The following is a 25268-nucleotide window of genomic DNA, read 5'->3' as shown; positions in this document are numbered from 1 at the left end:
TCAGACCAGCGCGAGCGCGTGGTCGAGGTCGGCGATGAGGTCGGCCGGGTCCTCGACCCCCGCCGACAGCCGGATCGTCGTGAGCGAGATGCCTGCGGCGACCCGCTGCTCGGCGGTGAGGTGCGAGTGCGTCATGGACGCCGGGTGGTTCACGAGGCTGCGCGCGTCGCCGATGTTCGCCACGAGACGGATGACCCGCAGCGAGTCGATCACCCGCGCGACGCTGCCCTGCGTCTCGGCATCGAGCGGGACGGCGAGATCGAACGAGAAGACCGAGGGGCCTCCTCGCGGCAGGTAGCGCCGGGCGAGCGGATGCCAGCGGTTGCCCTCGAGACCGGGGTGGTGCACGGTCGCGACCGCCGGATGCCGCTGCAGGTGCTCTGCGATCGCGAGCGCCGTGGCGGTCTGCCTGGCCACCCGCAGGTCGAGCGTCTCGACGCCCTGCAGGATCTGCCAGGCGTTGAACGGCGAGAGCGAGGGGCCGAGGTCGTGCACGTACTTCGACTTCACGAGGGCGGCGAACGCCTGACCGATGCCGAAGCGCTCCCACAGGGTGAAGTCTCCGACGCGTGCGTAGGGCTCGGTGAAGTGCGGCCAGCGTGCGGGCTCGCGGCCGAAGTCGAAGGTTCCCTGGTCGACGACCACGCCTCCGAGAGACGTGCCGTGGCCGCTGAGGAACTTCGTCGCGGAGTGCACCACGAAGTCCGCGCCGTGCTCACCCGGTCGCACCAGATACGGGGTGCCGACGGTGTTGTCGATCACGAGGGGCACACCGGCCTCGTGCGCGATGTCGGCGACGGCGCGGATGTCGAGGACCTGCGCGATCGGGTTCGCGATGGACTCGGCGAACAGCACGCGAGTCTCGGGCCGGATCGCCGCGCGCCAGGCATCGGGGTCGTCCTGATCGACGAAGGTCACCGGGATGCCGAAGTCGTCGAAGGTCTCCTGCAGCAGATCGACCGTGCCCCCGTAGAGCTGGGTGGCGGCGACGATGTGACCGCCGCGGCCCACGAGCGCGAGCAGGGTCACCGCGACCGCCGCCTGCCCCGACGCCACGGCCACCGCCGACACCCCGCCCTCGAGTGCGGCGATGCGCTCCTCGAGGATCTGCTGGGTCGGACTCGCGTTGCGGCTGTACAGATTGCCGGCGGTGCGCAGCGCGAACAGGTCTGCGGCGTCGGCGAGCGAGGCGAACTCGTACGCGGCCGTCTGATAGATCGGCGGGACGGCGCTGTTCTGCGGAGTCCCCGGGATGTAGCCCGCCTGGATCTGTCGCGTGGAGAACTCGGTCATGCGGTCGCCACCGCCGCCGTCTCATGGGTGCGGACGATCGCGGCGTGCACGTCACCGCCGCGCAGCCGTTCGAGCCACTGCACGAGCGCCGCCGCGACGCTGCGGTGCGACTGGTCGTTGAGTGCGTCGTGCAGTCCGTCGACGGTCTCGACGATCTCGAGGTCGGGAACGGCGCGCAGTGCGTCGATCACCTGGGGCAGCGGCGACACGGTGTCGGCGCCGCCGTGCACGGCGAGCACGGGGACCTCGATCGCCGCGAGGTCTGCGGGTGCCGGGAGCGGCTCGGCCGGAGTGACGTCGACGGATGCGGCCTCGGTGGCCAGCACGCCCAGGTGCAGCGGGCACGCCGTGCGCTCCTCGGCGGACGGCAGATCGATCTCGGCATCCACCAGCGTTGCGGCGACGACCGCCGCTTCGACGGAGATGCCCTGCGCAGCGAGACGCAGCACGCCGGATGCGCCGGCATCCGACCCGACGAGCACCCGCGGAGTGTCGGTGGCCTCGGAGAGCCAGGCGCTCGCGGCATCGGCATCCTCTTCGAAGACGGCGACGAGGTAGCCGTCCGAGCTCAGACGGCGGCCGAAGCGCTCGTACACGCCTGCGCGCTCGCCGCGTCCGGTGACGAGGGCGAGGGTGCCGCGGACGCGGGTGGGAGGCGTCCAGAGTGCGGGGGAGGAGGTCGTGGTCATGCCCCCATCCTGTTGTCGGCGGCGCATGGTCTCAGCCGATATTTCGCAGTGTTGCGATACGTGACCCTCCGCTTCGCAGGCGTTGTGGGCCATCACACCGCACTCCTACGTTCGCTTGCATGACCCCCCGATCTCGCCTGCCCCTGTTCGCCGCCGCGACGGCCGCGACCCTTGCCCTGGCCGGGTGCGCCGGTGCTTCCGCCGCTCCTTCCGACTCGTCCGACGGGACGTCGCTGACCTGGGGGTGGGCGCTGCCCACCAGCTGGGATCCGGTGACCTCGACCGCGGGATGGGACACTCATGCGCTCGCGCTGGTCTACGACGGTCTCACTCAGCTCGACACCGAGGGCGAGGTCGTGCCGGGTCTTGCCGAGAGCTGGGAATACAACACCGACGGCACTGCGATCACGTTCCATCTGCGAGAGGGGGCGGAATTCACGGACGGCACTCCGGTGACGGCCGATGCGGTGAAACAGAGCATCGAACGAGGACGTGATCAGGAGAACTCCACACTCGCCGGCCAGCTGCGGATCGTCGTCGGCATCGACGTGGAGGACGAGCGAACGGTGACCGTGCATCTCGATCAGGCCGACTACCAGGTGCCGTACCTTTTCGCGGGCAAGACGGGCTTCATCGTGAACCCGGCAGCATTCGACGACGTCACGACCCTCGCGACCCAGCCCGAGGGGTCCGGCCCGTTCGCTCTCACCGAGTACGTGCCCAACGCCCACGCCGACCTGGAGAAGAACGAGGACTACTGGAACGCGGACCACATCTTCATCGACGACTTCTCGATCGTCCCCGTCACCGACCCCGCGACGGTCGTCGCCGGTGTGACCTCGGGGCAGTGGGATGTGGCGCAGGTCCCGCCGGCCCAGGTCGACGGCGCGGAGGCGGCGAACCTGGAGGTCGAGACGATCCGGGCGCTCACCGTGCGGGCTCTCGACGTCAACAGCACCGTCGCACCGTTCGACGACCAGCGCGTGCTCCAAGCCATCAGTCACGCCACGGACCGGGAAGCACTCGTCGATGCGGCGTACTTCGGGCAGGGCACGCCGAACTGGCAGCCGTTCCCCGAGGGATACGTCGCACACAGCCCGGAGCTCGACGACCTGTATCCCCATGACGTGGATGTTGCGAAGGCGCTTCTCGCTGAAGCCGGTCACCCGGACGGGCTGGAGATCACCCTGTCTTTGACCGAGGACGACACGGCGCTCGCCGAGGTGCTGCAGGCGCAGTGGGCGGAGGCCGGAATCGACGTGACACTGAACGTGCTCCCTGCGGCCGCTGTCGCACAGAACTACGTGCAGCGCACACTGCCCTTCGTGCTCGACAGCTATTCGGGACGTCAGTCGCCGCTGCAGGGCCTCGAGGTGCTCTACGGCACCGAGGGGCTGATGAACCTGGGCCGTCAGACACCGCCCGAGCTCACCGAGGCGATCGACGCCGCACGCGCGACGCCCACGGATGCCGACGACTACGCCGAGAAGATCCAGAACGCTGTCGAGATCGGCGTGGAGTTGCAGCCGAACACGTTCCTCTTCAGCTGGCCGCGGATCCTCGTGCACCCCGAGAAGGTGACCGGCATCCAGCACTGGCTCGACGTGCAGCGCTGGGAAGACGTGAAGGTCGAGGGCTGAGCGGACCATGTCGACAGTGACCGCCGAGAAGGTCGCGCCGCCCGAGCGCGACGACGGGGCCGCAGTGCTCCGCGCGTGGCCCGCGCTCAGAGTGCTCCTCGCGACCCTCGTCACGGCGGCCGCCGTCTTCCTCCTCGCGACCTTCGCGACGTTCGCACTCGGTGCCGCGAGCGGTTCGAACCCCGCGGCCGTCGCCCTCGGCGAGGTCGCCACCCAGGACGACATCGACCGGCTCAACCACCAGTTCGGTCTGGATCGCCCCTTCCTCGTGCGGTATGGCGACTGGATAGCCGGCGCTGTCACCGGCGACCTCGGCACCTCGTGGTTCACGACCATCCCGGTCGCAGACAGCATCGCCCAGGCTTTCCCCGTCAGTCTGTCGATCGCGGCGGGGGCGACGTTGTTCGCCCTCGTGTTCGGGTTCGTCGGCGGGGTGGTCGCCGCGGTGAACCGGGGAGGCGTGATCGACAGGGTGGTGACCGGTCTCAGCACCGTGGCCGCCACGGTTCCCGCGTTCGTCGCGGCGATCGGATTGATCCTGCTCTTCTCCTACGCGATCCCGATCTTCCCGGTCGCCGGGTACACCCCGCCGGAGAAGGACGTCGGAGCGTGGCTCGCATGCCTCGTGCTGCCCTCGATCGCGCTCAGCCTGGACGCAGGAGCCGACATCGCCAGGCAGCTGCGGACCTCGCTCGTCGGCACGCTCGGTGAGAACTTCATCATCGGGGCGAGGGTTCACGGGCTCGGCCCCGCCCGCATCGTGTTCCGACACGCGCTGCCCATCGCCTCGGGACCCGCCCTCTCCGCGCTCGGCGTGCACGCGCCGCGGCTGGTCGGCGGGGCCGTCATCACCGAGGTGATCTTCGGGATGCCCGGGCTCGGACAGCTCGCCAACCGCGCCGCCCTGCAGGGGGACGTGCCCGTCGTGCAGGGCGTGCTCCTGGTGACGATCGCGATGATCGTGGTCGTCGGGGCTGTCCTCAACATCGTGATCTCCCGCACCGGCGGAACCGAGAGGAGCGCCGCATGAGCGTCGTCGTACCACCGGCCGCCGTGAGACTGTGGCGCGCAGGATGGAACGTCAGGCTCGCACTTCTCGTGCTGGTCGGCGTGGCACTGCTCGCCGTGGCCGGCCCCGCCCTCGCGCCGCAGGATCCGCTCGCGCAGAATGCGTCGGCGGCGCTGCAGGAGCCGAGCCTCGAGCACCTGCTCGGCACCGACTACCTCGGCAGGGATGTGCTCTCACGGCTGTTCGCCGGGGCGCCTGCGTCTCTCCTCAGCGCCATCGCCGCCGCGCTCATCGGTCTCGTGCTCGGTGCGGTGCCAGGAGCCCTGAGCGCGTTCGTCCCGAAGCTGGCCGAGTGGTTCTCGCTGCGCATCGTCGATGCGCTCCTCGCTCTGCCGTTCATCCTGTTCGCGATCGTGTTCGCGGCGCTGCTGGGCAACGGGCTCGTGCAGGCCACGCTCGCGATCGGCATCCTGGTCGCCCCCGGTTTCTTCCGCATCGCGCGTGCCGCCACCCTGCTCGTGCGCGACTCCCCATACATCGACGCGGCGGGCTATCTCGGCGCCTCCGCGTGGTGGATCCTGCGGCGGCACGTCTGGCGCCAGGTCGCGCCCAATCTGGTGGTCGCTTCCGTCTCGGCTCTCGGCGGCGCGCTTCTCGCCGTCGCCTCGCTCACCTTCCTCGGCATCGGGGTGCAGCCGCCGGCACCGACCTGGGGAGGGATGCTGTCGAGCGACCTCGGGTACCTCGGCCAGAGGCCGTGGGGCCCGCTTGCTCCGGCATTCGCGATCATCGTCACAGTCGGAGCTCTCAACGTGGTCGCCGACGCGGCACGCGACGTGCTCGGACCTCGGGTGGTCACGCCGGCGAAGCGGAAGGCGGTCGCCCATGTCTGACACCCGGTCGATCATCGAGGCACGCGGCACCACACCGAGCACTGCACCCCGCACCGCCGCCGTGCAGGGAACACCCCTGGTGCCCTCGTTCGACGAGGCGTCCCTCGCGCGCCCGGCCACGGCAGCGGTCACGGACCTCGTGATCGCCGACTCCGACGGCACGGAACTGGTGCGCGGAGTCACGGCGTCGGTGCGCCCCGGTGAGGCGCTGGGCATCGTCGGCGAATCGGGAAGCGGTAAGACCCTCACCTGCCGCGCCCTGCTCGGCATCCTGCCTGCGGGTCTCGAGGTCACCGGTGGATCGGTGCAGGTCGCCGGGATCGATCTCACCGCGGCGGATGAGCGCGCGTGGCGTCGAGTGCGCGGCACGCACATCGGCGCGGTCTTCCAAGACCCCGCGTCGTATCTCAACCCCGCGATCCCCGTCGGTGCGCAGCTCGAGGAGACGCTGCGGGTCACCGCATCGCTTCCGCGCCGACAGGCCAGGGAGCGCGCCCGCGAACTCCTCGACGACCTTGGGATACGCCGGGTCGACCTGGTGCTGCGTCAGCGGGTCGCGCAGCTCTCGGGCGGGATGCTGCAGCGTGTGCTCATCGCGATGGCGCTCGCCGCCGACCCCGCCGTGCTGATCGCCGACGAGGCGACGACGGCGCTCGACGTCACAGTGCAGGCGGAGCTGCTCGACCTGCTCGCCCGTCTTCGCAAGGAGCGCGATCTCGCGCTGATCCTGGTCTCGCACGACCTCGCCGTGGTGGCGCAGGTCTGCGAGCGTGTGCAGGTGTTCCGCGACGGACGTGTCGTCGAGGCCGGGGCGACATCGCGCGTGCTCCGCGCCCCCGCGCACCCGTACACGCGGGAGCTGCTCAGTGCGCATGCCGCGTACGGACTCGAGAGGTTCCTCGCATGACGACACCCATCCTCGCGCTCGAGAACCTGTCGGTCGATTACGGCAGGGTGCGCGTGCTCGACCGCATCTCCCTCACCGTGCGTCCGGGTGAGGTCGTCGGTGTGGTCGGCGAATCAGGCTCCGGCAAGACCACCCTCGCGAAGGCCGTGCTGCGTGCGGTCGACACCTCGGGGGGATCCCGTCTGCTCGTCGACGGACGCGACGTCACGCGCCTTCGGGGCGGTGCGCTGCGGACATGGCGCCGTGGCGGAGCCGTGCAGTACGTGTTCCAAGATCCGTTGCGCTCGCTCGACCCCGGCGTGCGCGTCGCCGACTCGATCGTCGAGGGGCTCCGCATCGCCGGCACTCCGGCCCCGGACGCCGCGCGTCGGCGGGCAGAGGCGCTCGCCGCCGTGGGGCTGGACGAGGAGCTCATCACGCGGCTTCCGGCCGGTCTCTCCGGAGGGCAGCGGCAGCGCGCGGCGATCGCTCGAGCGCTCGTCGTCGAACCGCGGCTGCTGCTGCTCGACGAGCCGGTCAGCGCCCTCGACGCCGCGAGCCGCGATCGCGTCGTGCAGGCCCTCATCGCACTGCGAGACTCCCGTGGCGCAGAGCTCGCGATGCTGGTGATCTCCCACGACATCGGCTCGCTCGCGGCCATGAGCGATCGCCTCGTCGTGCTGGATCGCGGCCGCATCGTCGAGGACGGCCCCACCAGACGCGTGATCTCGCGGCCCGAGCATCCATACACCCGCCTGCTCATCGACTCTGTCCCCCTCATCCACACCCCCCGGGCGAACCGCCCGGCGCCCGTCCCTGCCAGGAGCTGAAGAACATGCCCATCGAACTGCTCGGAATGATCGCCACGACCGCCGGATCGGAGTCGAAGGCCGTCGAAGGACCGGTCGTCGACGCTGCCTATGTTCGGGAGTTCTCCCAAGCTCATGAAGAGGCGGGGTTCGACCGTGTGCTGATCGGCTACAGCGCGAGCTCGCCCGACGGATTCGCGGTGGCGGCGGCAGCGCTGCACTCGACCGAACGGTTGAAGGTGCTCATCGCCCACCGGCCGGGCTTCGTCGCCCCGACGGTCGTCGCCCGCAAGCTCGCGACTCTCGACCACCTCACCGGCGGAGGGAGGGTCGCGATCCACCACATCAGCGGTGGAAGCGAGGCCGATCAGCGTCGGGATGGCGACTTCAGCGCGAAGGCCGACCGCTACCGGCGCACGGGCGAGTTCATCGACGTGCTTCGTCGCACACTGGAGTCCGACGAGCCGTTCGATTATCGCGGTGACTTCTACCGGGTCGAGGGGGCGTTCTCCGCGGTGAAGCCCGCAACGGATGCCGGGATCCCCGTCTTCTTCGGAGGTCTGTCTGATGGCGCGGTCGAGGTGGGGGCCAAGGGTGCCGACGTCTACATGCTCTTCGGCGAGCCCCTCGCAGACGTCGCGGAGCACATCCGCACCATTCGCGCCGCGGCTGCGCGCGAGGGCCGAACCGTCGAATTCAGTCTGTCGACCCGGCCGATCATCGCTGCGACCGAAGCCGAGGCCTGGGAGAAGGCCGATCGCATCTACGCCGAGACAGAGGCCGTGATCGCGAGCCGGGCGTCGGGCAACACCCTCACGTTCGCCCGTCCGGCGCAGCACGAGCCGGTTCCCGTGTCCGCCGACCGCCTTCAGCAGGCCGCCCGGCGCGGTGACGTGCACGACGAGCGGCTGTGGCTCGGCATCACGAGGCTCACGGGCCCGGCCGGGAACTCCACGGCACCGGTGGGCACACCCGCCCAGGTGGCCGAGGCTCTGCTGAAGTACTACGACCTGGGCGTGACGCGCTTCCTCATCCGCGGTTTCGATCCCCTCGGCGATGTGCGCGACTGGGGTGCGGAACTGGTTCCGGCACTGCGTGAAGGGGCTCGGCTGCGTGACGAGGCACGGGCCGCGCAGCGCGAGGAGCGGGTCGCCTGACGGCCGATCCGGCTACGGGATCAGGACGATCTTTCCCGAGGCGGCGCCGGACTCCACGAGTTCGTGGGCCTGTGCCGCTTCGGCGAGGGGAAGCTCGGGGCCGACCTCGATCGTGAAGTCGCCGGCCGCGAGCAGGTCGACCGTGGCCTGAAGAGCTTCGGCTCGCCAGGCGAGCTCCTGCTCGGTGAGCGGGGTGGGGGAGCCGCCGGAGAAGGCGCGGATGCCGAACGATGCGGCATCAGGGCCTCGCACGATCGTCGCGATGCGGTCGCGGTCGGCGACCAGTTCGAGCGACGTCTCGATCGCCTCGTCGGTGCCGGCGCAGTCGAGTGCGACGGTCACGCCGTCCGGAGCGGCTTCGCGCACGCGCTCGAGCAGCCCGTCCCCGTAGGAGACGGGGGTGGCGCCGAGTTCGCGCAGCTGATCGTGTCGAGCAGGGCTGGCGGTGGCGATCACGGTGGCACCCCAGGCGACGGCGAACTGCACGGCCGCCTGGCCGACGGAGCCTGAGCCGCCGTGCACGAGCAGCACGTCGCCTTGCGCGAGCCCGAGCGAGCGGAGCACCTGGTACGCGGTCCCTGCGGGGATGCCGATTCCGGCGCCCTCAGCCGAGGTGACCGCATCGGGCAGCGCGACGAGCTTCTCGACCGGCACGGCGAGCAGGCTCGAGTAGGTGCCGACCGTGTCGCGGATGGCCACGCGGTCGCCCACCGCGAAGGCGTCGACGCCGGCACCGAGAGACTCGATCACACCGGCGCCGTCGAAGCCCACGCCGCGCGGCTCGGTGATGGGCGGCGACGGGCGCTTGGCCCCACGGAGCTTCGCATCGATCGGGTTGACCCCTGCGGCTTCGATGCGCACCACCGCCTCGCCGCTCAGAGCGATCGGATCGGGGGTCTCGATCAGATGCAGCACGTCAGGGGAACCGAACTCTGTGTAGACGATCGCGCGAGCCATGTCTTCAGGCTACCCCCGTGCGGACAGCACCTTCATGATGCGCTGCGGGGAGACCGGCTGTGCGGTGCCGAGCCGCTGCGCGAACACGCTCACGCGATACTCCTCGAGCAGCCAGCGCGTCTCGACGAGCGCAGGCGGCGCATCCGGAGCGAGCGGGATCGTGCCCCCGGCATCCTCGAAGACCTTCGCCATGCGCTCGAACTCGCTCATGCGGGTGCGGTCCTTGCCGGGTTCGCTCGACAGCGTCTTCAGCCGGTCGAGCATCCCGTCGAGGTAGCGCGGGAAGTGCGCGAGACGGTCGACGCCCGCCGCCGAGACGAATCCCGGGTGCAGCAGGCCCGAGAGCTGCGTGCGGATGTCATTGAGGGGGCCGAGCAGCGCGAGCGAGTTCTGCGACTTGATGCCGCGTTCGACGTCACGCGTCTTGGTGAGGATGCGGGCGACGAGCGATACGCAGGCGAACAGCTCGTCGACGAGCGATGCCGATACGGCGTCGCGCACGCGCGCGAACTCGTCCTCGGTGCGGATGATGCCGCCGGGGTGCGCCCTGTCGATCAGGTTGTGCACGACGGCCGCTCGGCAGTCCTCGATGAGCGCCGCGGCCGACTGATAGGGAGATGCGGCGAGTGCGAGCTTCTCCTGGCTCGTGAGGTGCTGCTGCACGTAGGACGACGGCGAGGGCACGCCGAGCAGCACCAGCCGCAGGACTCCTGCGCGGGTGGCTGCGGCCGCGGCATCGGCCGTGGACTCCACGCGCACCGAGACGGTCTTGCCCTGATCGACGATCGCCGGGTAGCCGCGGACCACGCCGCCGGCGACGCGGGTGTCGAGCACGTCGGGCAGGTCGCCGAAGGTCCAGGCGGTGAGGCCGTCCTTCTCTATCGAGGCGGCGGCAGCAGCGGGCTGCGGTCCCTTCGCAGGGCCGGGGCGGCGGGGCGGTGCCGCGATCGAGCGGGCCACGCTGCTGCGTGCCCGATCGGCGAGCTCGGCCTGCAGCGCGCTGAGGTCGCGGTTCGAACCTGCGACGCGCCCGCGCTCGTCGACGGCACGGAAGTTCATGCGCAGATGCGCCGGCACCCGGTCGTCCTCGAAGTCGGCGGCAGAGACGAGCTGGTTCGCGAGCGGCTGGATCAGGCGGGCGAGTGCCTCTTTGAGCGTGCGGACGGGGAGCCCCCCGTGCGACTCCGGACCTTCTCCCGTGAGCTCGGTGCCGAACTTGTCGGCCCAGTCCGCAGCGGGGACCACGTGACGGCGGATCGCCTTCGGCAGCGCACGCAGCAGACCCGTGACGAGTTCCGCTCGGAGCCCCGGCACCTGCCAGTCGAAACCGCGGTCCTCGATCTGCGCGAGCAGCGGGAGCGGGATCACGACGCTCACGCCGTCGTCTGCGGCGCCCGGTTCGAAGCGGTACGCGAGCCCGAGCACCTGATCGCCCTGGGTCCACCTCGTGGGGAATTCGTTCTGGTCGGCCCGGCTGTCGTCGTCGAGAAGGTCGGCCTCGCGCATCACGAGCAGCTTCGGGGTCGTGGCGAGCTGCTCGCGCCACCACTTCTCGAACGAGCGCACGTCGAAGACGTCGGACGGGATGCGCTCGTCGTAGAACCGGAAGACCGCCTCATCGCCCGCGAGGATGTCGCGGCGGCGCTCCCTCTCCTCGAGCTTCTCGAGGCGCTTGCGCAGCTCGGCGTTGCTGCGCCAGAACGCGCTCACGCGCTTGTCGATGCGCGTCGGATCCCATTCGCCCTCCACCAGCGCATGCCGCACGAACATCTCGCGCGAGGCTGCGCGGTCGATCCGGGCGAACTGCACGCGACGGCGGGGGATGATCTCGACGCCGAACAGGGTCATTTTCTCGTAGGCGACGGCGGCCCCTGCATCCTTCGACCAGTGCGGCTCGGTGACCTGGCGCTTCGCGAGGTCGCCCGCGAGCGCCTCGGCCCAGGCCGGATCGATCGCGGCGACCGTGCGTGCGTAGGTGCGGGAGGTCTCGACGATCTCTGCGGCCATGACCGCCGGCGGGCTCTTCTTGCGCAGGGCCGATCCGGGGAAGATCGAGAAGCGGATGCCGCGTGCGCCGCGATACTCGGCCTGACGGCGCTTGGCATCCTTCGGCGGGGTCTTGCTCTGGCCGCGGCCGGGCGTGTTCCGCTCGTCGAGGATGCCGATCTGCGACAGGAGGCCCGCGAGCAGGGCGCGGTGGATCGCATCCGGATCCGCGGCGCCGGAGCCTCCGGCATCGTTCTCGCGGACGAGCGATCGCAGCTGGCGGTGCACGTCGAACCACTCGCGCACTCGGACGTAGTTGAGGTGCTCGGAGCGGCAGAGGCGTCGGAAGGCGCTCGAGCCGAGTTCGCGCTGCTGCTCCCTGAGGTGGTTCCAGAGGTTGAGGATCGAGAGGAAGTCGCTCGTCGGATCGGCGAAGCGCGCGTGCATCCTGTCGGCCTCGTCGCGCACGCTCTGCGGGGCATCCTGCGACGGACGCTCGCGCACGTCCTGGATCGACATCCCCGCCACGATCGCGAGCACGTCGCGCGTGACGTTCGACGACCCCGATGCGGTGCGCCCCGCCTCGATGAGCATGCGGGCGAAGCGGGGGTCGATGGGGATGCGCGAGATGTCGCGGCCGATGCGGGTGAGACGCGGAGAGTCGCCGCTGCCGCTCACCGCGCCGAGCTCGGTGAGCAGGTCGACGGCCGCCTTCACGCCGCGGGAATCGGGCGGGGTCAGGAACGGGAACGCCGTGATGTCGCCGAACCCGAGCGACAGCATCTGCAGGATGACGGAGGCGAGAGAGGTGCGCAGGATCTCGGGTTCGGTGAACTCCGCCCGCTTGTCGAAGTCCTCTTCGCTGTAGAGGCGGATCGCGATGCCGTCGCTCGTGCGACCAGCGCGGCCGGAGCGCTGGTTCGCCGAGGCCTGCGAGATCGCCTCGATCGGCAGACGCTGCACCTTCGAGCGGCTGCTGTAGCGCGAGATGCGCGCGGTGCCGGTGTCGATCACGTAGCGGATGCCCGGCACCGTGAGGCTGGTCTCGGCGACGTTCGTGGCGAGCACCACGCGGCGACGCACTCCGGCGACCCGGCTCTTCTCGAACACCCGATGCTGCTCGGCGGCCGACAGGCGCCCGTAGAGCGGCAGCACCTCGGTGGGGGAGCGGTCCTTCGAATACGCGCCGCGCACGGCATCCGCCGCATCCCGGATCTCGGCCTCGCCGGGGAGGAACACCAGCACGTCGCCCGGTTCTTCCCTGTCGAGCTCGCGCAGCGCCGCGACGATCGCGGTCACCTCGTCGGACTCCTCGGTCTCCTCCGTCTGCGCCCGGTAGCGGATCTCGACCGGATACGTGCGCCCCGACACCTCGATGACCGGCGCGGGATCTCCCTGCGGCGTCGCGAAGTGCCGGGCGAAGCTCTCGGGGTCGATCGTCGCCGACGTGATGATGACCTTGAGGTCGGGGCGCTCCGGCAGGATGCGCACGAGATACCCGAGCAGGAAGTCGACATTGAGCGAGCGCTCGTGCGCCTCGTCGATGATGATCGTGTCGTAGCGGCGGAGCAGCCGGTCGCGGTGGATCTCGTTCAGCAGGATGCCGTCGGTCATCAGCGCGATGCGCGTCTCGTCCGACACCTTGTCGGTGAAGCGCACCTTGTAACCGACGAGGGTGCCGAGCTCGACCTGCAGCTCCTCAGCGACGCGTTCGGCGATCGTGCGGGCGGCGAGTCGACGGGGCTGCGTGTGCGCGATGCGCTCGCGCCCGAGGTCGAGGCAGATCTTCGGAAGCTGAGTCGTCTTGCCCGACCCGGTGGCTCCGGCGACGATGACCACCTGGTTGTCGCGGATGGCGTCGGCGATCTCGTCCTTGGCGGCGCTGACGGGCAGCTCGGGAGGATAGATGATCACGGGGGAGGACATAGAACTCCCATCGTACGATTCATCCGTGAGCACTGTGTCGACAGCCCTTCCCGCAACGCGGTGGTTCCACGAGTTCGGGCGGGCTCCCCGCATCCTCGGTCTCGACGTCGCGAGAGGACTCGCGATCCTGGGGATGGCCGGGGCGCACATCGGCGAGACCGAGGCGTTCGACCCGTTCGATCTGTCGACCTGGACCGATCTCGTGCACGGGCGATCGTCGATCCTGTTCGCGGTGCTCGCGGGAATCTCGATCGCGCTGATGACGGGGAGAAGCACGCTGCCTGCTCCCGAGCGGATGCCGACGATCCGTCTGCAGCTCGTCGGACGCGGTGCGGTGATCTTCGTGATCGGGCTCGCGCTCGAGATGCTGAACACCCCGATCGCGGTGATCCTCACCCTGTACGGATTGCTCTACGTCGCCGTCATCCCCTTCCTGCGGTGGCAGCCCTGGAAGCTGCTGATCACCGCGGGCATCCTCGCGCTCGCGGCGCCGGCGCTGCTGGCGCTGCTCGCCGCCCTGACCCTCAACCCCTACGGCGCCGGCATCAGCCTCGTGCTCTACGGCTCGTACCCGATCACCGCATGGCTCGCCTTCGTGCTGGCGGGCATGGCCCTCGGGCGGCTGCACGTCGAGAAGCTCGAGACCGCTGCCATCACCTTCGGCGCGGGCGTCGGCCTCATGATCACCGGTTACGGACTCGGCCTCGTCGGAGCGGTCGCGGGGATCACCGGCTCGTCCTCGAAGGGAGGGTGGGCTCAGGGCTCAGGAGCGGCATCGGGATGGAGCACCTACCCGGATGCGCTCGCCGCAGCGGATCCGCTGGGGGCGGTGCTCCGAGCGATCTTCGGAGTCGATCCGCACTCCGGCGGCACGGCCGAGATCCTCGGCTCCGGCGGCTTCGCCCTGTGTGTCATCGCGCTGTGCGTGCTGCTCAGTCGTCCGCTGCGCTGGGTGCTGCTCCCGCTGGGCGCACTCGGATCCATGCCGTTGACGGCATACAGCGTTCACGTGCTCTCGGTCGCGCTGATCGGCGGACCCGGCGGGTTCTTCTCGAGCAACGCCTTCTGGGCGGCGACGGCGATCTGCCTGCTCCTGGCCACGACGCTGTGGTCGATCCTGGTGGGTCGGGGGCCCCTCGAACGGCTGGTGGGCAGGGCCGCGCAGAAGATGGCTTCGGTGCCGGCGGGCCCGCCTGTCATCACAGGGTCCTAGGGTGGGATCATGACGATTCCTGCACTCGAACTGAACGACGGCCACTCCATCCCGCAGCTCGGCTACGGGGTGTTCAAGGTTCCGGCCGACGAGACCGAGCGGGCCGTGAGCGAGGCGCTCGAGATCGGCTACCGCCACATCGACACCGCAGCCATCTACGGCAACGAGGAGGGCGTCGGCGCGGCCATCGCCGCATCGGGCATCGCCCGCGACGAGCTGTTCATCACCACGAAGCTCTGGAACGACCGTCACCACGACGACGAGCCGAATGCGGCGATCGCCGAGAGCCTCGAGAAGCTCGGCCTCGACGCCGTCGACCTGTACCTCGTGCACTGGCCGACCCCCGCGAAGGACGACTACGTGCACGCCTTCGCGAAGCTCATCGAGCTGCGCGACGCCGGTCTCACCCGCAGCATCGGCGTCTCGAACTTCCTCGTGCCGCACCTCGAGCGCGTGGTCTCCGAGACGGGCGTGACCCCCGCGGTCAACCAGATCGAGCTGCACCCGGCCTATCAGCAGCGCGACGTCGTGTCCTGGGCGACCGAGCACGGCATCCGCATCGAGTCGTGGGGTCCGCTCGGACAGGGAAAGTACGACCTGTTCGGCACTCCCGCGATCGCCGAGGCCGCTGCCGCCCACGGCGTGACCCCTGCGCAGGCGGTGCTGCGCTGGCACCTGCAGAAGGGCTTCATCGTCTTCCCGAAGTCCGTGCGCGCCGAGCGCCTGCGCGAGAACCTCGACGTGTTCGGCTTCGAGCTGACCGATGCCGAGGTCGCATCGATCGACGCCCTCGACCCGCTCGACGGCTCGGGTCGTGTCGGCTCGCACCCGAACGACGTCAACTGAGGCGTTCCGTTTCGACAGATGACGCCCCGTGTCGCTCCTCGCGACACGGGGCGTCGTCGTGAGTAGCGTCAACGGCATGACAGCTCCCTACCGCGTCGTCGCCGTGTCCGGCTCTCTGCACGAGCCCAGCAAGACCACGGCGCTCGTCCGTGCGATCGCCGCGGCCGTCGCCGAGCGTGCCGAGGTCGAGATTGAGGTCATCGAGCTCACCGACATCGGGCCTTCGCTCGCGGGGGCCCTGCGCCGTGACCGCCTTCCGGCGAATGTCGAGGAGAAGCTCCTGGCCATCGAGGCGGCAGATCTGCTGATCGTCGGCAGCCCCGTCTACCGGGCCTCGTTCACCGGCCTGTTCAAGCACCTGTTCGACTTCGTCGGTCAGTACGAGCTCGTCGGCAAGCCGGTGCTGCTCGCGGCGACCGGTGGCGGCGAGCGTCACGCGCTGATCATCGAGCACCAGCTGCGGCCGCTGTTCGCGTTCTTCCAGGCGCTGACCCTGCCGCTCGGCGTCTACGCCAGCGACACGGACTTCGACGGCTACGTGATCGCGTCGGACGTGCTGCACTCGCGCATCGCCCTTGCCACCGAACGAGCACTGCCTCTCGTCGGCTACGCGGCGTCACGGCCCGCGGAGCAGCTCCTCGTCTCCTGATCGGCGTAGCGTGAGCCCATGACCAACAGGCTCGCCGACACGCTCAGCCCGTACCTGCGGGCACACGCCGACAACCCCGTCGACTGGTATCCATGGGGGCCCGAGGCCTTCGCCGAGGCGCAGCGCCGCGACGTGCCGCTGCTGATCTCGATCGGCTACTCCACCTGCCACTGGTGCCACGTGATGGCGAGGGAGTCGTTCGCCGACCCGGCGACGGCGGCGCTGATCAACCGCGACTTCGTGGCGATCAAGGTCGACCGCGAGGAGCACCCGGACGTCGACGGCGCCTACATGGCCGCGGCATCCGCGTTCACGCAGAATCTCGGCTGGCCGCTGACGGTGTTCACGACGCCGCGAGGGCGCACCTTCTACGCCGGCACGTACTGGCCTCCCGAGGCCCGGCAGCCGATGCCGGCGTTCCGCGACGTGCTCGCGGCGGTGAACGAGGCATGGACCGTGCGCCGCGCGCAGGCCGAGGAATCGGCGGATGCGGTGACCGAGGCGCTCGCCAGGGCGGCGGCCTCGACTCCCTCCGAGCTGCCGGATGCTGCGGCCCTCGCCGCGGCCGCCGACACGATCGCCCAGCGCGAGGACTCGATGTTCGGCGGATTCGGCGGTGCGCCGAAGTTCCCGGTGGCGACGACCCTGGGGCTGCTGCAGACCCCGCTCGTGCGACGCGAGGCTCCGGATGCCGCCGCCGCGGCAGACCGGGCCCTCGCCGCGATGTCGGCATCCGATCTGCGCGATGCCGACGGCGGCTTCTTCCGCTACGCGACCCAGCGCGACTGGACCGTGCCGCACTACGAGCGGATGCTGACCGACAACGCCCAGCTGCTGCTCGTGGCGCTGGACGCGGGGGACGAGCCGACCGCGCGCGGAGTCGCGGCCTTCCTCATGGGCGCTCTGCGCCGCGACGACGGCGGATTCGGTGCCGCTCAGGATTCGGAGTCGTGGATCGACGGTCAGCGCAGCGAGGGCGGGTACTACCTGCGGCCGGTGTCGGAACGTGCGGGACTCGAGCCGCCGGCCGTCGACGGCAAGGTCATCACGGGCTGGAACGGGCTGGCCATCACAGCTCTCGCCCGGGCGGGTGCCGCGCTCGGAGAGAGCTCGTGGGTGCAGGCCGCGGTCGATGCCGCCGAGTGCGTGCTCCGGGTCAATCGGGATTCGACGGGAGCCCTCGTCCGCGCGTCTCTCGACGGTGTCGCCTCGGGTGCGGTGGCGACCACGGCCGATGTCGCGCTCCTGGCCGAGGGGCTGTTCGCTCTCGCCGCGGCCACCGGCGAGGCGGCCTGGGCGGTCGAGGCGCGCGAGCTGTTGGATGAGGCGATCGAGGGACTCGACGGCGACCCCCTGCTCGCGGCTCACGGCATCTCGGCATCGCCCGATCAGACAGACGGAGACCTGCCGTCGGATGCGGCGGCCGTAGCGGCTGCATCTCTCACGGCATGGCGTCTCGGCGCGGGGGACCGGTATCGCGAGGCGGCCGCCGAACGGGTACGGGCGCATGCCGCTCAGGCCGTGTCGCAGCCGTTCGCGCATGGCAGCCTGCTGCGCGTGGCGGCGGGTCTCGTCGATCCGCCGAGGCAGCTCGTGGTCGTCACCGAGAGACCGGAGGGCGCACTCGCCTCCGCTGCCCGCATGGCGGACGCCGATCTGATCGCGATCGTGGCACCCGCGCAGGCGAGGGCGTTCGCGGACGCCGACTTCGAGCTGTTCGAGGGCAAGGGGGACGCGAGGGAGCAGGCCTTCGACTGCCGCACGTTCGTGTGTCGACTCCCGGTGAGCGACCCCGCCGAGCTTCCCCTCTCGCGCTGACTCGTCAGCGAGCGTTGCGCGGGTGCTGCCGTGCGGTGCGCTCGTTGCCTCGGCGATAGTTGCCGGTCAGTCGTGCCATCAGCAGCTGCGCGTCGCCCTGATCCACCTGAGCCAGGAACTCGCTCGCCCTGGCTCCGCGCAGCACGGCCGCGGTGACCCCGTGATGACGGATGACCACGTCGTCGCCACGCACCGCGAACTCGAAACCTGACGGGCTGCCCATGCTGCGATCGTAGACCTGCCGCTGGACCGCGTAAGCTGTGCAGTCTGCTCAGCGGTTCGGGGATCGCACCCCGCCGGTTGCGCGCGTTGCGCACCGGATGCTGCACCGATTGCCCACCCTCCGATCTCCGGTCTAGTGTTGCTCGACAGCAGGCGCCGCCACCAGGGGCGCCGCTGGATCACAGCAAGGATGCTCTGAGAATGCCCCTCCCCACCCGTGCCGGCCTCGACGCCGTGCCCGCCTACCGCCAGGGGCGCTCCGCCCCGGCCGGCGCCTCGAAGCTCTCGTCCAACGAGTCGCCGCACCCGCCCCTCCCGTCCGTCGTCGAGGCGGTCCAGCAGCGGCTGTCATCGATGCACCGCTATCCCGACATGAGTGCCGCGACGCTCCGCGAACGGCTGGCCGCGCGCTACGACGTCGATCCCGCCGTCGTCACCGTGGGCGCGGGCTCGGTCGAGCTCGCATCCCAGCTCATCCATGCGGTCGCCGGCGACGGCGACGAGGTGATATTCGCCTGGCGGTCGTTCGAGGCCTATCCGTCGCTCGTGCGCATCGCCGGAGCGACGCCGATCGCCGTGCCGTTGGGCGACGATCACGCGCACGACCTCGATGCGATGCTCGCCGCGATCACCCCTCGTACGCGACTGATCTTCGTCTGCAACCCGAACAACCCGACCGGGACGGTCGTCGGTGCGGCTGCGCTCGAGGCTTTCGTCGCCGCAGTGCCGCACGACGTGCTGGTCGTGGTCGACGAGGCCTACGTGCACTTCGACCGCACCGAGTCCTTCGGCGCGGGCATCGAGCTGTTCCGACGGCATCCGCACGTCGCTGTGCTGCACACGTTCTCCAAGGCTTACGGACTCGCGGGCCTGCGCATCGGCTATGCGCTCGCGCCGGTCGAGATCGCCGACAACCAGCGCAAGGTCGCGGTGCCGTTCGGCGTGACCGACCTCGCGCAGACGGCGGCGCTCGCCTCGCTCGACGCCGAGGATGAGCTTTCCGCGCGCATCGACGAGGTCGTCGTGCAGCGCGATCGGCTCCACTCGCTGCTCGTCGCGGCGGGATGGCCCGCCATCGCCTCCCAGGCGAACTTCGTGTGGGTGCCCGCGGGCGACCGCACCGACGAGCTCGAGCTCCTGCTGCGCGAGGGTGGCGTCATCACTCGGGCGTTCCCCGGCGAGGGCGTGCGCATCTCCTCGGGCTCGAGCGAAGACATCGACCGCGTGCAGGCCGCGCTCTCCCTTCAGACCGCTCCGCAGGAGGCACGCGTATGACCGAGGTCCCCACCACCACGACGACGACCAAGGGGCTGCACCCGGGGCTGACCCGTCGCCAGATCTCGATGATGGGGCTCGGCGGTGCGATCGGTGCCGGCCTTTTCGTGGGTTCGGGGCAGGCGATCAGCATCGCCGGCCCTGCCGTGCTCATCTCGTATCTCGTCGCCGGCGGCATCGTTGTGCTCGTCATGGCGATGCTCGCCGAGATGGTCGCCGCCCGTCCGAGCTCCGGGGCGTTCAGCTCCTACGCCCAGAAGGCGATGGGACGCAGCGCCGGCAGCGCGGTCGGCTGGCTCTACTGGATCCAGCTCGTCGTCGTGATCGCGGCGGAGGCCACGGGGGCCGGCGGCATCATCTCGGCCTGGATCCCCGGCATCCCCGCGTGGGTGTGGGTGCTCGTCTTCGTGGTGGCGCTGACCGCGGTGAACCTCTTCGGGGTGCGCAACTACGGCACGTTCGAGTTCTGGTTCGCGGCGATCAAGGTCGCCGCGATCATCGTGTTCCTCGTCGTCGGCGTGTGCGCCATCGTGGGCTTCATCCCGGGGGTGCCGGCGACCGGCATCGGCAACCTCGTCAACAACGGCGGCTTCGCCCCGAACGGCATGACGGGCATCGCGGCCGCTCTGCTGATCGTGGTCTTCGCGTTCGGCGGCACCGAGGTGGTCGCGATCGCGGCTGCCGAGTCCGACGACCCCGCACGCAACATCCGCCGCATCGTGCGCGAGGTGCTCGTGCGCATCCTGATCTTCTACGTCGGTTCGATCTTCGTGATCGTATCGGTGCTGCCGTGGAACGACCCGGCGGTCAAGGACGGTCCCTTCTCGGCCGTGCTCGACACGCTGCAGCTGCCGGGCGTCGGACTCGTCATGGACCTCATCGTCGTGATCGCGCTGCTGTCGGCCATGAACGCGAACATCTACGGGGCATCGCGCATGGCCTACTCGCTCGGAGAGCGCGGTCTCGCACCTCTCGCGGCGACCCGCACCACCCGCAACGGCGTGCCCGTCGTGGCCGTCCTCGCCTCCGTCGCGTTCGGCTTCATCACGGTGGGCCTCAACTGGGCGTTCCCCGACGTGGTGCTCCCGGCGCTCCTCAACGTCGTCGGGTCGACGCTGCTGGTCATCTGGACCGCGACCGCGGTGTCGCAGATCATCCTTCGCCGCCGTGCCGATCGCGCGGGCGAGCCGATGCCGATGCGCATGTGGGGCTTCCCCTGGCTGTCGTGGCTGTGCCTGGCGCTGCTCGCCGGTGTCATCGCACTCACGATGATCGACGAGGCCGCACGCGTGCAGCTGCTGCTGACCGTCGGCCTCACCGCGATCCTGCTGATCGTCGCCCGACTGACGCGCGACGTCTCGCGACCGGGCGTCACCAGCGACGCCGACTGAGAGTTCAGATCCAGCCCGGCATCCAGTTGTGCAGGAGCCAGAAGTCGTAGGGCACGCTGATGCCTGTCCACACGGGGTAGAAGAAGGCGGACACCAGCACCACCACCGCGAGGAAGATGATCACGGTGCGCTCACCCGACTGCCGTCGGTGCAGGGGATCCTCTCGACGCCCCGCGATGTGACGCAGCACCACGGCCAGTCCGATCACGAGGAACGGCGCCATCGCCACCGTGTAGAACTGGAAGATCGTGCGCTCGGGGAACAGCAGCCAGGGGATGTAGGTCGCGGCCAGTCCCACCAGTGGGAACGTGAATGCCGCGCTGACCGACCGCCGTTCGATCCATCCCCGCACGAGCCGATAGAGCAGGTAGACGGCTGCAGCGACTCCGGCGTACCAGATGATCGGATTCGGGATCGTCGAGATCACGGCGATGCAGTGGTCGACGCCGCAGGGCGCCGGGTCCGTGCCCACCCACACCGCAGTCGGGCGCAGCAGCAGCGGCCACTCCCACGCGGGGCTCGCGTAGGGGTGGCCTTTGACCAGGCCGACATGGAAGTTCAGGATCGCCTCGTGGTAGTTCCACAGTGCGATCAGCGGGTTCGGGTCGCTCTGACGGGCATAGCCGCCGGAGGTCACCAACCATCCCGTCCAGCTGGCCAGATACACCCCGAGCGCGGGGAACACGAGCAGCACGAACGACACCGGACCCTGGCGGAACGCCGCGGCGGTCGGCCACAGCACGACCCCAGCGCGACGCCTCGCGAGAGCATCCGTCACCACCACGTAGAGCCCGAAGGCGGCGAGGGCGTACAGGCCCGACCACTTGACGGCGCAGGCTGCGCCGAGGGCGAGACCCGCAGCGATCAGCCACGGGCGACGCCACAGCACCGGCCCCCACATCGAGTCGGGGGAATCGGGGTCCGGGCGTTCGAGCAGCGGGATCGCGCGGTCGCGGTCGTACAGGATGAACAGCGCCCCGAGCAGCAGGAAGAAGGTCAGCGGGCCGTCGAGCAGCGCAGTGCGGCTCATCACGATGCTGAGGCCGTCGATCGCCAGCAGCGTCCCGGCGACCGTCGCCACGACGATCGATCCGGTCAGGCGTCGGGCGACCAGATAGACGAGCAGCACGGTGGCGGTTCCTAGCAGGGCGGTGGCGATCCGCCATCCGACGGTGTTGTCGGGGCCGCCGAGGGCCATGCCGAGCGCGATCAGCCACTTGCCCAGCGGCGGGTGCACGATGAACGAGCCGACGTCCGACAGAGGCAGCTGCTGCAGGGTGACGAACGCCTCGTTGGCGTCCTTGCCCCACGTGCCCTCGTAGCCCAGAGTCCACAGCGACCACGCGTCCTTGACGTAGTAGGTCTCGTCGAACGCGAGCTGGTGCGGATGGCCGAGGTTGACGAGGCGCAGCACAGCGGCCAGCGCAGTGACGACGAGCGGCGCGAACCACCGCATCATCCGCCCCCAGTCGGGGTCTCGCAGGATGCGGTCGCGCGCCTGGCCATAGCGCGTCAACCGCTCCTCGGGGGGAGGCAGCAGAGGCACGGGCGCAGTCACCGCTCCAGCCTAGACAACCTGCCTGTGGCGGCCGCCTAAGCTGGGCGGGTGATCATCCTCGCCGCAACGCCGATCGGAAACCTCGGGGATGTCTCGCGTCGCCTCGTCGAGGTGCTGGAGAACGCCGAGGTGGTCGTCGCGGAGGACACGCGCACCACCGGACGGTTGCTGCAGGCGCTGCAGATCGCCAATCGGCCGCGACTGATCGCCCTGCACGATCACAACGAGAAGCAGAAAGCCGCCGAGCTCGCGGCGCTCGCGGTCGAGACCGACGTCGTCGTCGTCAGCGATGCCGGGATGCCGGCGATCAGCGACCCCGGCTACGGGCTCGTCGCCGAGGCCGTCGCGCTGGGCGTGACCGTGACGGCGATCCCTGGGCCGAGCGCCGTGCTGATGGCGCTCTCGATCTCGGGGCTGCCGACCGACCGCTTCACGTTCGAGGGCTTCCTGCCCCGGAAGCCCGGCGAACGGCGGTCGACCCTGCGGGCGCTCGCTGCAGAACCTCGCACGATGGTCTTCTTCGAATCGCCCGCGCGTCTCGCCTCGTCGCTCGCCGACATGGGCGCAGCCTTCGGCGACGACCGCCGCATCGCCGTGTGCCGTGAGCTCACCAAGTTCTACGAGGAGGTGCGCCGCGGCACGTCGTCGGAGCTCGTCGAGTGGGCGACCGCCGGGGTCAAGGGCGAGATCGTCGTCGTGGTCGAGGGTGCGCCCCACCGCGAGGCCTCGGCGGACGACGCGCTGGCACAGGTGCAGCGGCTCGTGGCATCTGGAGTCCGCCTGAAGGAGGCGTGCGCCGAGGTCGCCGCCGCCACCGGGCTGTCGTCCCGCGACCTGTATCAGGCAGCGCTCGCCGCTCGCAGCTGATGGTGCGGGGTACGGAATCCGCGATCGGCTCCGCCTACGACGCGCGGGCAGCGGAATACGTCGAGCTGGCCGGTGCGATCGAGCAGATGGATGCCCGTGATGCGGCGGTCATCGCCGCCTGGCGCGACGCGACCCCGGGGCAGTTGCTCGATGCCGGCTGCGGGCCGGGGCACTGGACCGCGTTCCTCGGCAGAGGTGGGCGCGAGGCGCGGGGAGTCGACCTGTCGTCGGAGTTCATCGCGACCGCGAAGAATCGGCATCCCGGCACCGCCTTCGAGGTGGGCACATTCCGCGATCTGCCGTTCGAGGCGGAGTCGCTCGGCGGCATCCTCGCCTGGTACTCGCTGATCCACATCCCGCCTTCGGAGGTGCCCGAGATCCTCTCCGAGTTCGCTCGAGTGCTCGCCCCTGGCGGCAGCATCCTGATCGGGTTCTTCGACGGTGAACCGCGCGAGCCGTTCGCGCACGCCGTCGCTCCGGCATTCTTCTGGTCTGCCGACGCGCTCGCGGAGCTTCTCACCGATGCAGGCTTCGCGGTCGTGTCTAGTGAGACCCGCGGCCGGGAAGCGGGCGAGATCAGCGCCCGGCCGCATGGCTCCCTCGTCGCCCGCCGCTGACCCCGGGTACCCTGGTGCACACGCAACCGGAGGAGGACCGAGCGTGAGCAAGAAGGCGACCGTCTACGATGTCGCAGAGCGCGCAGGGGTCTCGATCGCCACGGTTTCGCGGGTGCTTCGGCAGCCGGATGCCGTGCGCCCGGCCACCCGTGAGCGCGTGCTCGACACGGTCTCCGAGCTCGGCTATGTGCCCAGCGGCAGTGCGCGCGGGTTGGCTGAACGCCGCACCGGTGTGCTGGGACTGTACTTCCCGGGTTTCGATGCGTCGGAGCATGCCCCGGTGCTCGACGTGCTCGCCGACGAGCAGGCCGACGCGCCGCCGTTCACGGTCGAGCAGGCGTCGTCGGACGCCGACGCGCCGCATCCGACCATGCTCTTCCTCGACGAGGTGCTGCGCGGTGCAGAGCTCGAGGCGTGGAAGCAGGGATTCGTGCTCATGATCGGTGTCGGCCGAGGCGACCCCGCCCGCGAGACCGTGCGCGACATCGCCGGCCGGGTCGACGGGCTGATGGTGCTGGCGCAGAGCGTGCCCGATGATGTGCTCTCTCGCCTCGCCCAGCGGATTCCGGTCGTCGTGCTCTCGGGCCCCGCCCGTGGCGACCGCTACGACCACGTCACCGTCAGCAACGCCGAGGCCATGGCCGAGCTCACCCGCCTCGTGCTCGCCCAGGCCGACCCGGGGACGATCGCCTTCCTGGGCGGCCCGGAGGACTCGCCGGACGGTGCGCAGCGCTGGGACGGCTTCGCCACCGCCGTCGCCGAGGCCGGGGTCTCGATCGACGACGTGACCGTGCTCCGAGGCGACTTCACCCGCGCCTCGGGGTATGCCGCCGCCGAGCAGCTCATCGCCCGAGGAGCGCCGTCTGTACTGGTCGCGGCCAACGACCAGATGGCTCTCGGGGCGATCGAGGCATTCGGCTCGGCGGGCATCCGTGTGCCGGACGACGTGAGGGTGACGGGCTTCGACGGGCTCGAGGCGGCCGCGCTCTCTCGCCCCACGCTCACGACCGTCCGCCAGCCGATGATCGACCTCGGTCGCGCCGCCGTGCAGCTGCTCGCGCGCCGTCTCGAGCACCCGGACGCCGATCCGATGACCGTGCGTCTGCCCCTTCAGATCCTCGTCCGCGAGAGCTCGCAGCGCCCCTGAGGAGGCCCGGGCGACGGACCGGCGTTCGCCGCTCAGGCGCGGTCGTGCAGCGTGATGCGGTAGCCGTCGGGGTCGGCGAACGTGAAGGTGCGGCCGAACGGGCCGTCGATCGGATCCGCGACGATCGTGTGCCCGTCGGCGGCGAGAGCGTCGTGGATCTCCTGCACATCGGTGGCGTGCAGCCAGATCGCGGCGCCGATCCCCGGCTGGTCGACTCCGTCGAGGTCGGTACCAGGCGCGATGTCGCGCAGCGCGAAGGCGATGGGTGTCGTCTCGAAGACCACGGCGTGCGGGGGACCGGCCTGCGAGCGGACCAGTCCGAGGTACTTCTGGTAGAACGCCTGGGACGCCGCGAGGTCGCGGGTCTGGAGGGAGACGAAGTCGGGGCCGGTGACGGGCATGGTGAGACTCTTTCCTGTT

The 25268-nt window shown here is 70.2% G+C and carries 22 protein-coding genes; 15 read left to right on the top strand and 7 right to left on the bottom strand.

The window, feature by feature from the left end; genetic code table 11:
* Window positions 1-1293, bottom strand: coding sequence for an aminotransferase class I/II-fold pyridoxal phosphate-dependent enzyme (locus MRBLWH13_RS10095; RefSeq protein ID WP_341954814.1), 1293 nt, complete (start codon window positions 1291-1293; stop codon window positions 1-3).
* Window positions 1290-1982 carry a hypothetical protein gene (locus tag MRBLWH13_RS10090; protein WP_341954812.1) on the bottom strand — a complete coding sequence of 231 codons (693 nt, stop codon included), beginning with the start codon at window positions 1980-1982 and terminating at the stop codon, window positions 1290-1292. The genes MRBLWH13_RS10095 and MRBLWH13_RS10090 overlap by 4 nt, the downstream gene beginning before the upstream one ends.
* Before the next feature lie 119 nt (window positions 1983-2101).
* On the opposite strand from MRBLWH13_RS10090, the gene MRBLWH13_RS10085 reads away from it, so the two are divergent.
* From MRBLWH13_RS10085 to MRBLWH13_RS10060, 6 genes are read left to right on the top strand one after another with little or no spacing between them, the layout of a single operon-like run.
* The gene (locus MRBLWH13_RS10085) at window positions 2102-3622 is read left to right on the top strand and encodes an ABC transporter substrate-binding protein (RefSeq protein WP_341954810.1); all 1521 of its coding nucleotides are present in this window, start codon (window positions 2102-2104) and stop codon (window positions 3620-3622) included.
* 7 nt (window positions 3623-3629) lie between these two features.
* The gene (locus tag MRBLWH13_RS10080) at window positions 3630-4652 is read left to right on the top strand and encodes an ABC transporter permease (RefSeq protein WP_341954808.1); all 1023 of its coding nucleotides are present in this window, start codon (window positions 3630-3632) and stop codon (window positions 4650-4652) included.
* Window positions 4649-5524, top strand: coding sequence for an ABC transporter permease (locus MRBLWH13_RS10075; RefSeq protein ID WP_341954806.1), 876 nt, complete (start codon window positions 4649-4651; stop codon window positions 5522-5524). The genes MRBLWH13_RS10080 and MRBLWH13_RS10075 overlap by 4 nt, the downstream gene beginning before the upstream one ends.
* A complete protein-coding gene (locus MRBLWH13_RS10070) occupies window positions 5517-6431 on the top strand; it encodes an ABC transporter ATP-binding protein (protein ID WP_341954804.1) in 915 nt (304 codons plus the stop codon). The genes MRBLWH13_RS10075 and MRBLWH13_RS10070 overlap by 8 nt, the downstream gene beginning before the upstream one ends.
* Window positions 6428-7240, top strand: coding sequence for an ABC transporter ATP-binding protein (locus MRBLWH13_RS10065; protein WP_341954802.1), 813 nt, complete (start codon window positions 6428-6430; stop codon window positions 7238-7240). Before MRBLWH13_RS10070 ends, MRBLWH13_RS10065 begins: the two co-directional genes overlap by 4 nt.
* Before the next feature lie 5 nt (window positions 7241-7245).
* Window positions 7246-8376, top strand: coding sequence for an LLM class flavin-dependent oxidoreductase (locus MRBLWH13_RS10060; RefSeq protein WP_341954800.1), 1131 nt, complete (start codon window positions 7246-7248; stop codon window positions 8374-8376).
* A gap of 12 nt (window positions 8377-8388) precedes the next feature.
* Here the strand turns inward: MRBLWH13_RS10060 and MRBLWH13_RS10055 are convergent, their stop codons facing one another.
* Both MRBLWH13_RS10055 and hrpA read right to left on the bottom strand, forming a co-directional pair.
* Window positions 8389-9333, bottom strand: a complete 945-nt coding sequence (locus MRBLWH13_RS10055; RefSeq protein WP_341954798.1) for an NADP-dependent oxidoreductase — start codon at window positions 9331-9333, stop codon at window positions 8389-8391.
* Between the two features lie 9 nt (window positions 9334-9342).
* Window positions 9343-13245, bottom strand: a complete 3903-nt coding sequence (gene hrpA, locus MRBLWH13_RS10050) for an ATP-dependent RNA helicase HrpA (RefSeq protein WP_341954795.1) — start codon at window positions 13243-13245, stop codon at window positions 9343-9345.
* A 25-nt stretch (window positions 13246-13270) separates the two neighbouring features.
* On the opposite strand from hrpA, the gene MRBLWH13_RS10045 reads away from it, so the two are divergent.
* The 4 genes from MRBLWH13_RS10045 to MRBLWH13_RS10030 all read left to right on the top strand — a co-directional run bounded on the left by MRBLWH13_RS10045 (window position 13271) and on the right by MRBLWH13_RS10030 (window position 17771).
* Window positions 13271-14458, top strand: a complete 1188-nt coding sequence (locus tag MRBLWH13_RS10045) for a heparan-alpha-glucosaminide N-acetyltransferase domain-containing protein (protein ID WP_341954793.1) — start codon at window positions 13271-13273, stop codon at window positions 14456-14458.
* A 9-nt stretch (window positions 14459-14467) separates the two neighbouring features.
* Complete coding sequence (locus MRBLWH13_RS10040) at window positions 14468-15304, top strand: aldo/keto reductase (RefSeq protein ID WP_056513560.1); 837 nt, start codon at window positions 14468-14470, stop codon at window positions 15302-15304.
* 76 nt (window positions 15305-15380) lie between these two features.
* Entirely contained in the window at window positions 15381-15953 is a 573-nt protein-coding gene (gene msuE, locus MRBLWH13_RS10035; RefSeq protein ID WP_341954790.1) for an FMN reductase, read from the top strand.
* 18 nt (window positions 15954-15971) lie between these two features.
* Window positions 15972-17771, top strand: coding sequence for a DUF255 domain-containing protein (locus MRBLWH13_RS10030; RefSeq protein WP_341954788.1), 1800 nt, complete (start codon window positions 15972-15974; stop codon window positions 17769-17771).
* Between the two features lie 4 nt (window positions 17772-17775).
* Here the strand turns inward: MRBLWH13_RS10030 and MRBLWH13_RS10025 are convergent, their stop codons facing one another.
* Complete coding sequence (locus tag MRBLWH13_RS10025; protein ID WP_341954786.1) at window positions 17776-17994, bottom strand: hypothetical protein; 219 nt, start codon at window positions 17992-17994, stop codon at window positions 17776-17778.
* 200 nt (window positions 17995-18194) lie between these two features.
* Here MRBLWH13_RS10025 and hisC point away from each other — a divergent pair, with 200 nt between their 5' ends.
* Window positions 18195-19268 (top strand): histidinol-phosphate transaminase, encoded by a 1074-nt coding sequence (gene hisC / locus MRBLWH13_RS10020; RefSeq protein ID WP_341954784.1) that lies wholly within the window; start codon window positions 18195-18197, stop codon window positions 19266-19268.
* Window positions 19265-20659: an amino acid permease gene (locus tag MRBLWH13_RS10015; protein ID WP_341954782.1), complete on the top strand. Its 1395-nt coding sequence runs from the start codon at window positions 19265-19267 to the stop codon at window positions 20657-20659. The genes hisC and MRBLWH13_RS10015 overlap by 4 nt, the downstream gene beginning before the upstream one ends.
* Before the next feature lie 4 nt (window positions 20660-20663).
* Here the strand turns inward: MRBLWH13_RS10015 and MRBLWH13_RS10010 are convergent, their stop codons facing one another.
* A complete protein-coding gene (locus MRBLWH13_RS10010; RefSeq protein WP_341954780.1) occupies window positions 20664-22217 on the bottom strand; it encodes a phospholipid carrier-dependent glycosyltransferase in 1554 nt (517 codons plus the stop codon).
* A gap of 48 nt (window positions 22218-22265) precedes the next feature.
* Here MRBLWH13_RS10010 and rsmI point away from each other — a divergent pair, with 48 nt between their 5' ends.
* Genes rsmI through MRBLWH13_RS09995 form a run of 3 tightly spaced genes read left to right on the top strand, consistent with a single transcriptional unit; the run spans window position 22266 to window position 24848 of the window.
* Window positions 22266-23084 carry a 16S rRNA (cytidine(1402)-2'-O)-methyltransferase gene (gene rsmI, locus MRBLWH13_RS10005; RefSeq protein ID WP_341954778.1) on the top strand — a complete coding sequence of 273 codons (819 nt, stop codon included), beginning with the start codon at window positions 22266-22268 and terminating at the stop codon, window positions 23082-23084.
* A gap of 2 nt (window positions 23085-23086) precedes the next feature.
* Complete coding sequence (locus MRBLWH13_RS10000) at window positions 23087-23701, top strand: class I SAM-dependent methyltransferase (protein WP_341954776.1); 615 nt, start codon at window positions 23087-23089, stop codon at window positions 23699-23701.
* A 43-nt stretch (window positions 23702-23744) separates the two neighbouring features.
* Window positions 23745-24848 carry a LacI family DNA-binding transcriptional regulator gene (locus tag MRBLWH13_RS09995; protein WP_341954774.1) on the top strand — a complete coding sequence of 368 codons (1104 nt, stop codon included), beginning with the start codon at window positions 23745-23747 and terminating at the stop codon, window positions 24846-24848.
* Between the two features lie 32 nt (window positions 24849-24880).
* Here MRBLWH13_RS09995 and MRBLWH13_RS09990 read toward each other — a convergent pair whose 3' ends face one another.
* Window positions 24881-25249, bottom strand: coding sequence for a VOC family protein (locus tag MRBLWH13_RS09990; RefSeq protein ID WP_341954772.1), 369 nt, complete (start codon window positions 25247-25249; stop codon window positions 24881-24883).
* Window positions 25250-25268 lie beyond the last annotated feature (19 nt).

This window comes from Microbacterium sp. LWH13-1.2, assembly GCF_038397735.1.
Classification (GTDB): domain Bacteria; phylum Actinomycetota; class Actinomycetes; order Actinomycetales; family Microbacteriaceae; genus Microbacterium.
Note: the sequence above shows the minus strand (reverse complement) of the source record. Positions and strands in the feature narration are given on the sequence as shown.

Excerpts from the sequence above, each read along its gene's own strand:
- MRBLWH13_RS10080 (WP_341954808.1), top strand. The coding sequence starts at position 3,630 with ATGTCGACAGTGACCGCCGAGAAGGTCGCGCCGCCCGAGCGCGACGAC.
- MRBLWH13_RS10075 (WP_341954806.1), top strand. The coding sequence starts at position 4,649 with ATGAGCGTCGTCGTACCACCGGCCGCCGTGAGACTGTGGCGCGCAGGA.
- MRBLWH13_RS10040 (WP_056513560.1), top strand. The coding sequence starts at position 14,468 with ATGACGATTCCTGCACTCGAACTGAACGACGGCCACTCCATCCCGCAG.
- MRBLWH13_RS09990 (WP_341954772.1), bottom strand. The coding sequence starts at position 25,249 with ATGCCCGTCACCGGCCCCGACTTCGTCTCCCTCCAGACCCGCGACCTC.
- MRBLWH13_RS10055 (WP_341954798.1), bottom strand. The coding sequence starts at position 9,333 with ATGGCTCGCGCGATCGTCTACACAGAGTTCGGTTCCCCTGACGTGCTG.
- MRBLWH13_RS10070 (WP_341954804.1), top strand. The coding sequence starts at position 5,517 with ATGTCTGACACCCGGTCGATCATCGAGGCACGCGGCACCACACCGAGC.
- MRBLWH13_RS10090 (WP_341954812.1), bottom strand. The coding sequence starts at position 1,982 with ATGACCACGACCTCCTCCCCCGCACTCTGGACGCCTCCCACCCGCGTC.
- msuE (WP_341954790.1), top strand. The coding sequence starts at position 15,381 with ATGACAGCTCCCTACCGCGTCGTCGCCGTGTCCGGCTCTCTGCACGAG.
- MRBLWH13_RS10085 (WP_341954810.1), top strand. The coding sequence starts at position 2,102 with ATGACCCCCCGATCTCGCCTGCCCCTGTTCGCCGCCGCGACGGCCGCG.
- MRBLWH13_RS10095 (WP_341954814.1), bottom strand. The coding sequence starts at position 1,293 with ATGACCGAGTTCTCCACGCGACAGATCCAGGCGGGCTACATCCCGGGG.
- hisC (WP_341954784.1), top strand. The coding sequence starts at position 18,195 with ATGCCCCTCCCCACCCGTGCCGGCCTCGACGCCGTGCCCGCCTACCGC.
- MRBLWH13_RS10065 (WP_341954802.1), top strand. The coding sequence starts at position 6,428 with ATGACGACACCCATCCTCGCGCTCGAGAACCTGTCGGTCGATTACGGC.
- MRBLWH13_RS10060 (WP_341954800.1), top strand. The coding sequence starts at position 7,246 with ATGCCCATCGAACTGCTCGGAATGATCGCCACGACCGCCGGATCGGAG.
- MRBLWH13_RS10025 (WP_341954786.1), bottom strand. The coding sequence starts at position 17,994 with ATGGGCAGCCCGTCAGGTTTCGAGTTCGCGGTGCGTGGCGACGACGTG.
- MRBLWH13_RS10030 (WP_341954788.1), top strand. The coding sequence starts at position 15,972 with ATGACCAACAGGCTCGCCGACACGCTCAGCCCGTACCTGCGGGCACAC.
- hrpA (WP_341954795.1), bottom strand. The coding sequence starts at position 13,245 with ATGTCCTCCCCCGTGATCATCTATCCTCCCGAGCTGCCCGTCAGCGCC.
- MRBLWH13_RS10015 (WP_341954782.1), top strand. The coding sequence starts at position 19,265 with ATGACCGAGGTCCCCACCACCACGACGACGACCAAGGGGCTGCACCCG.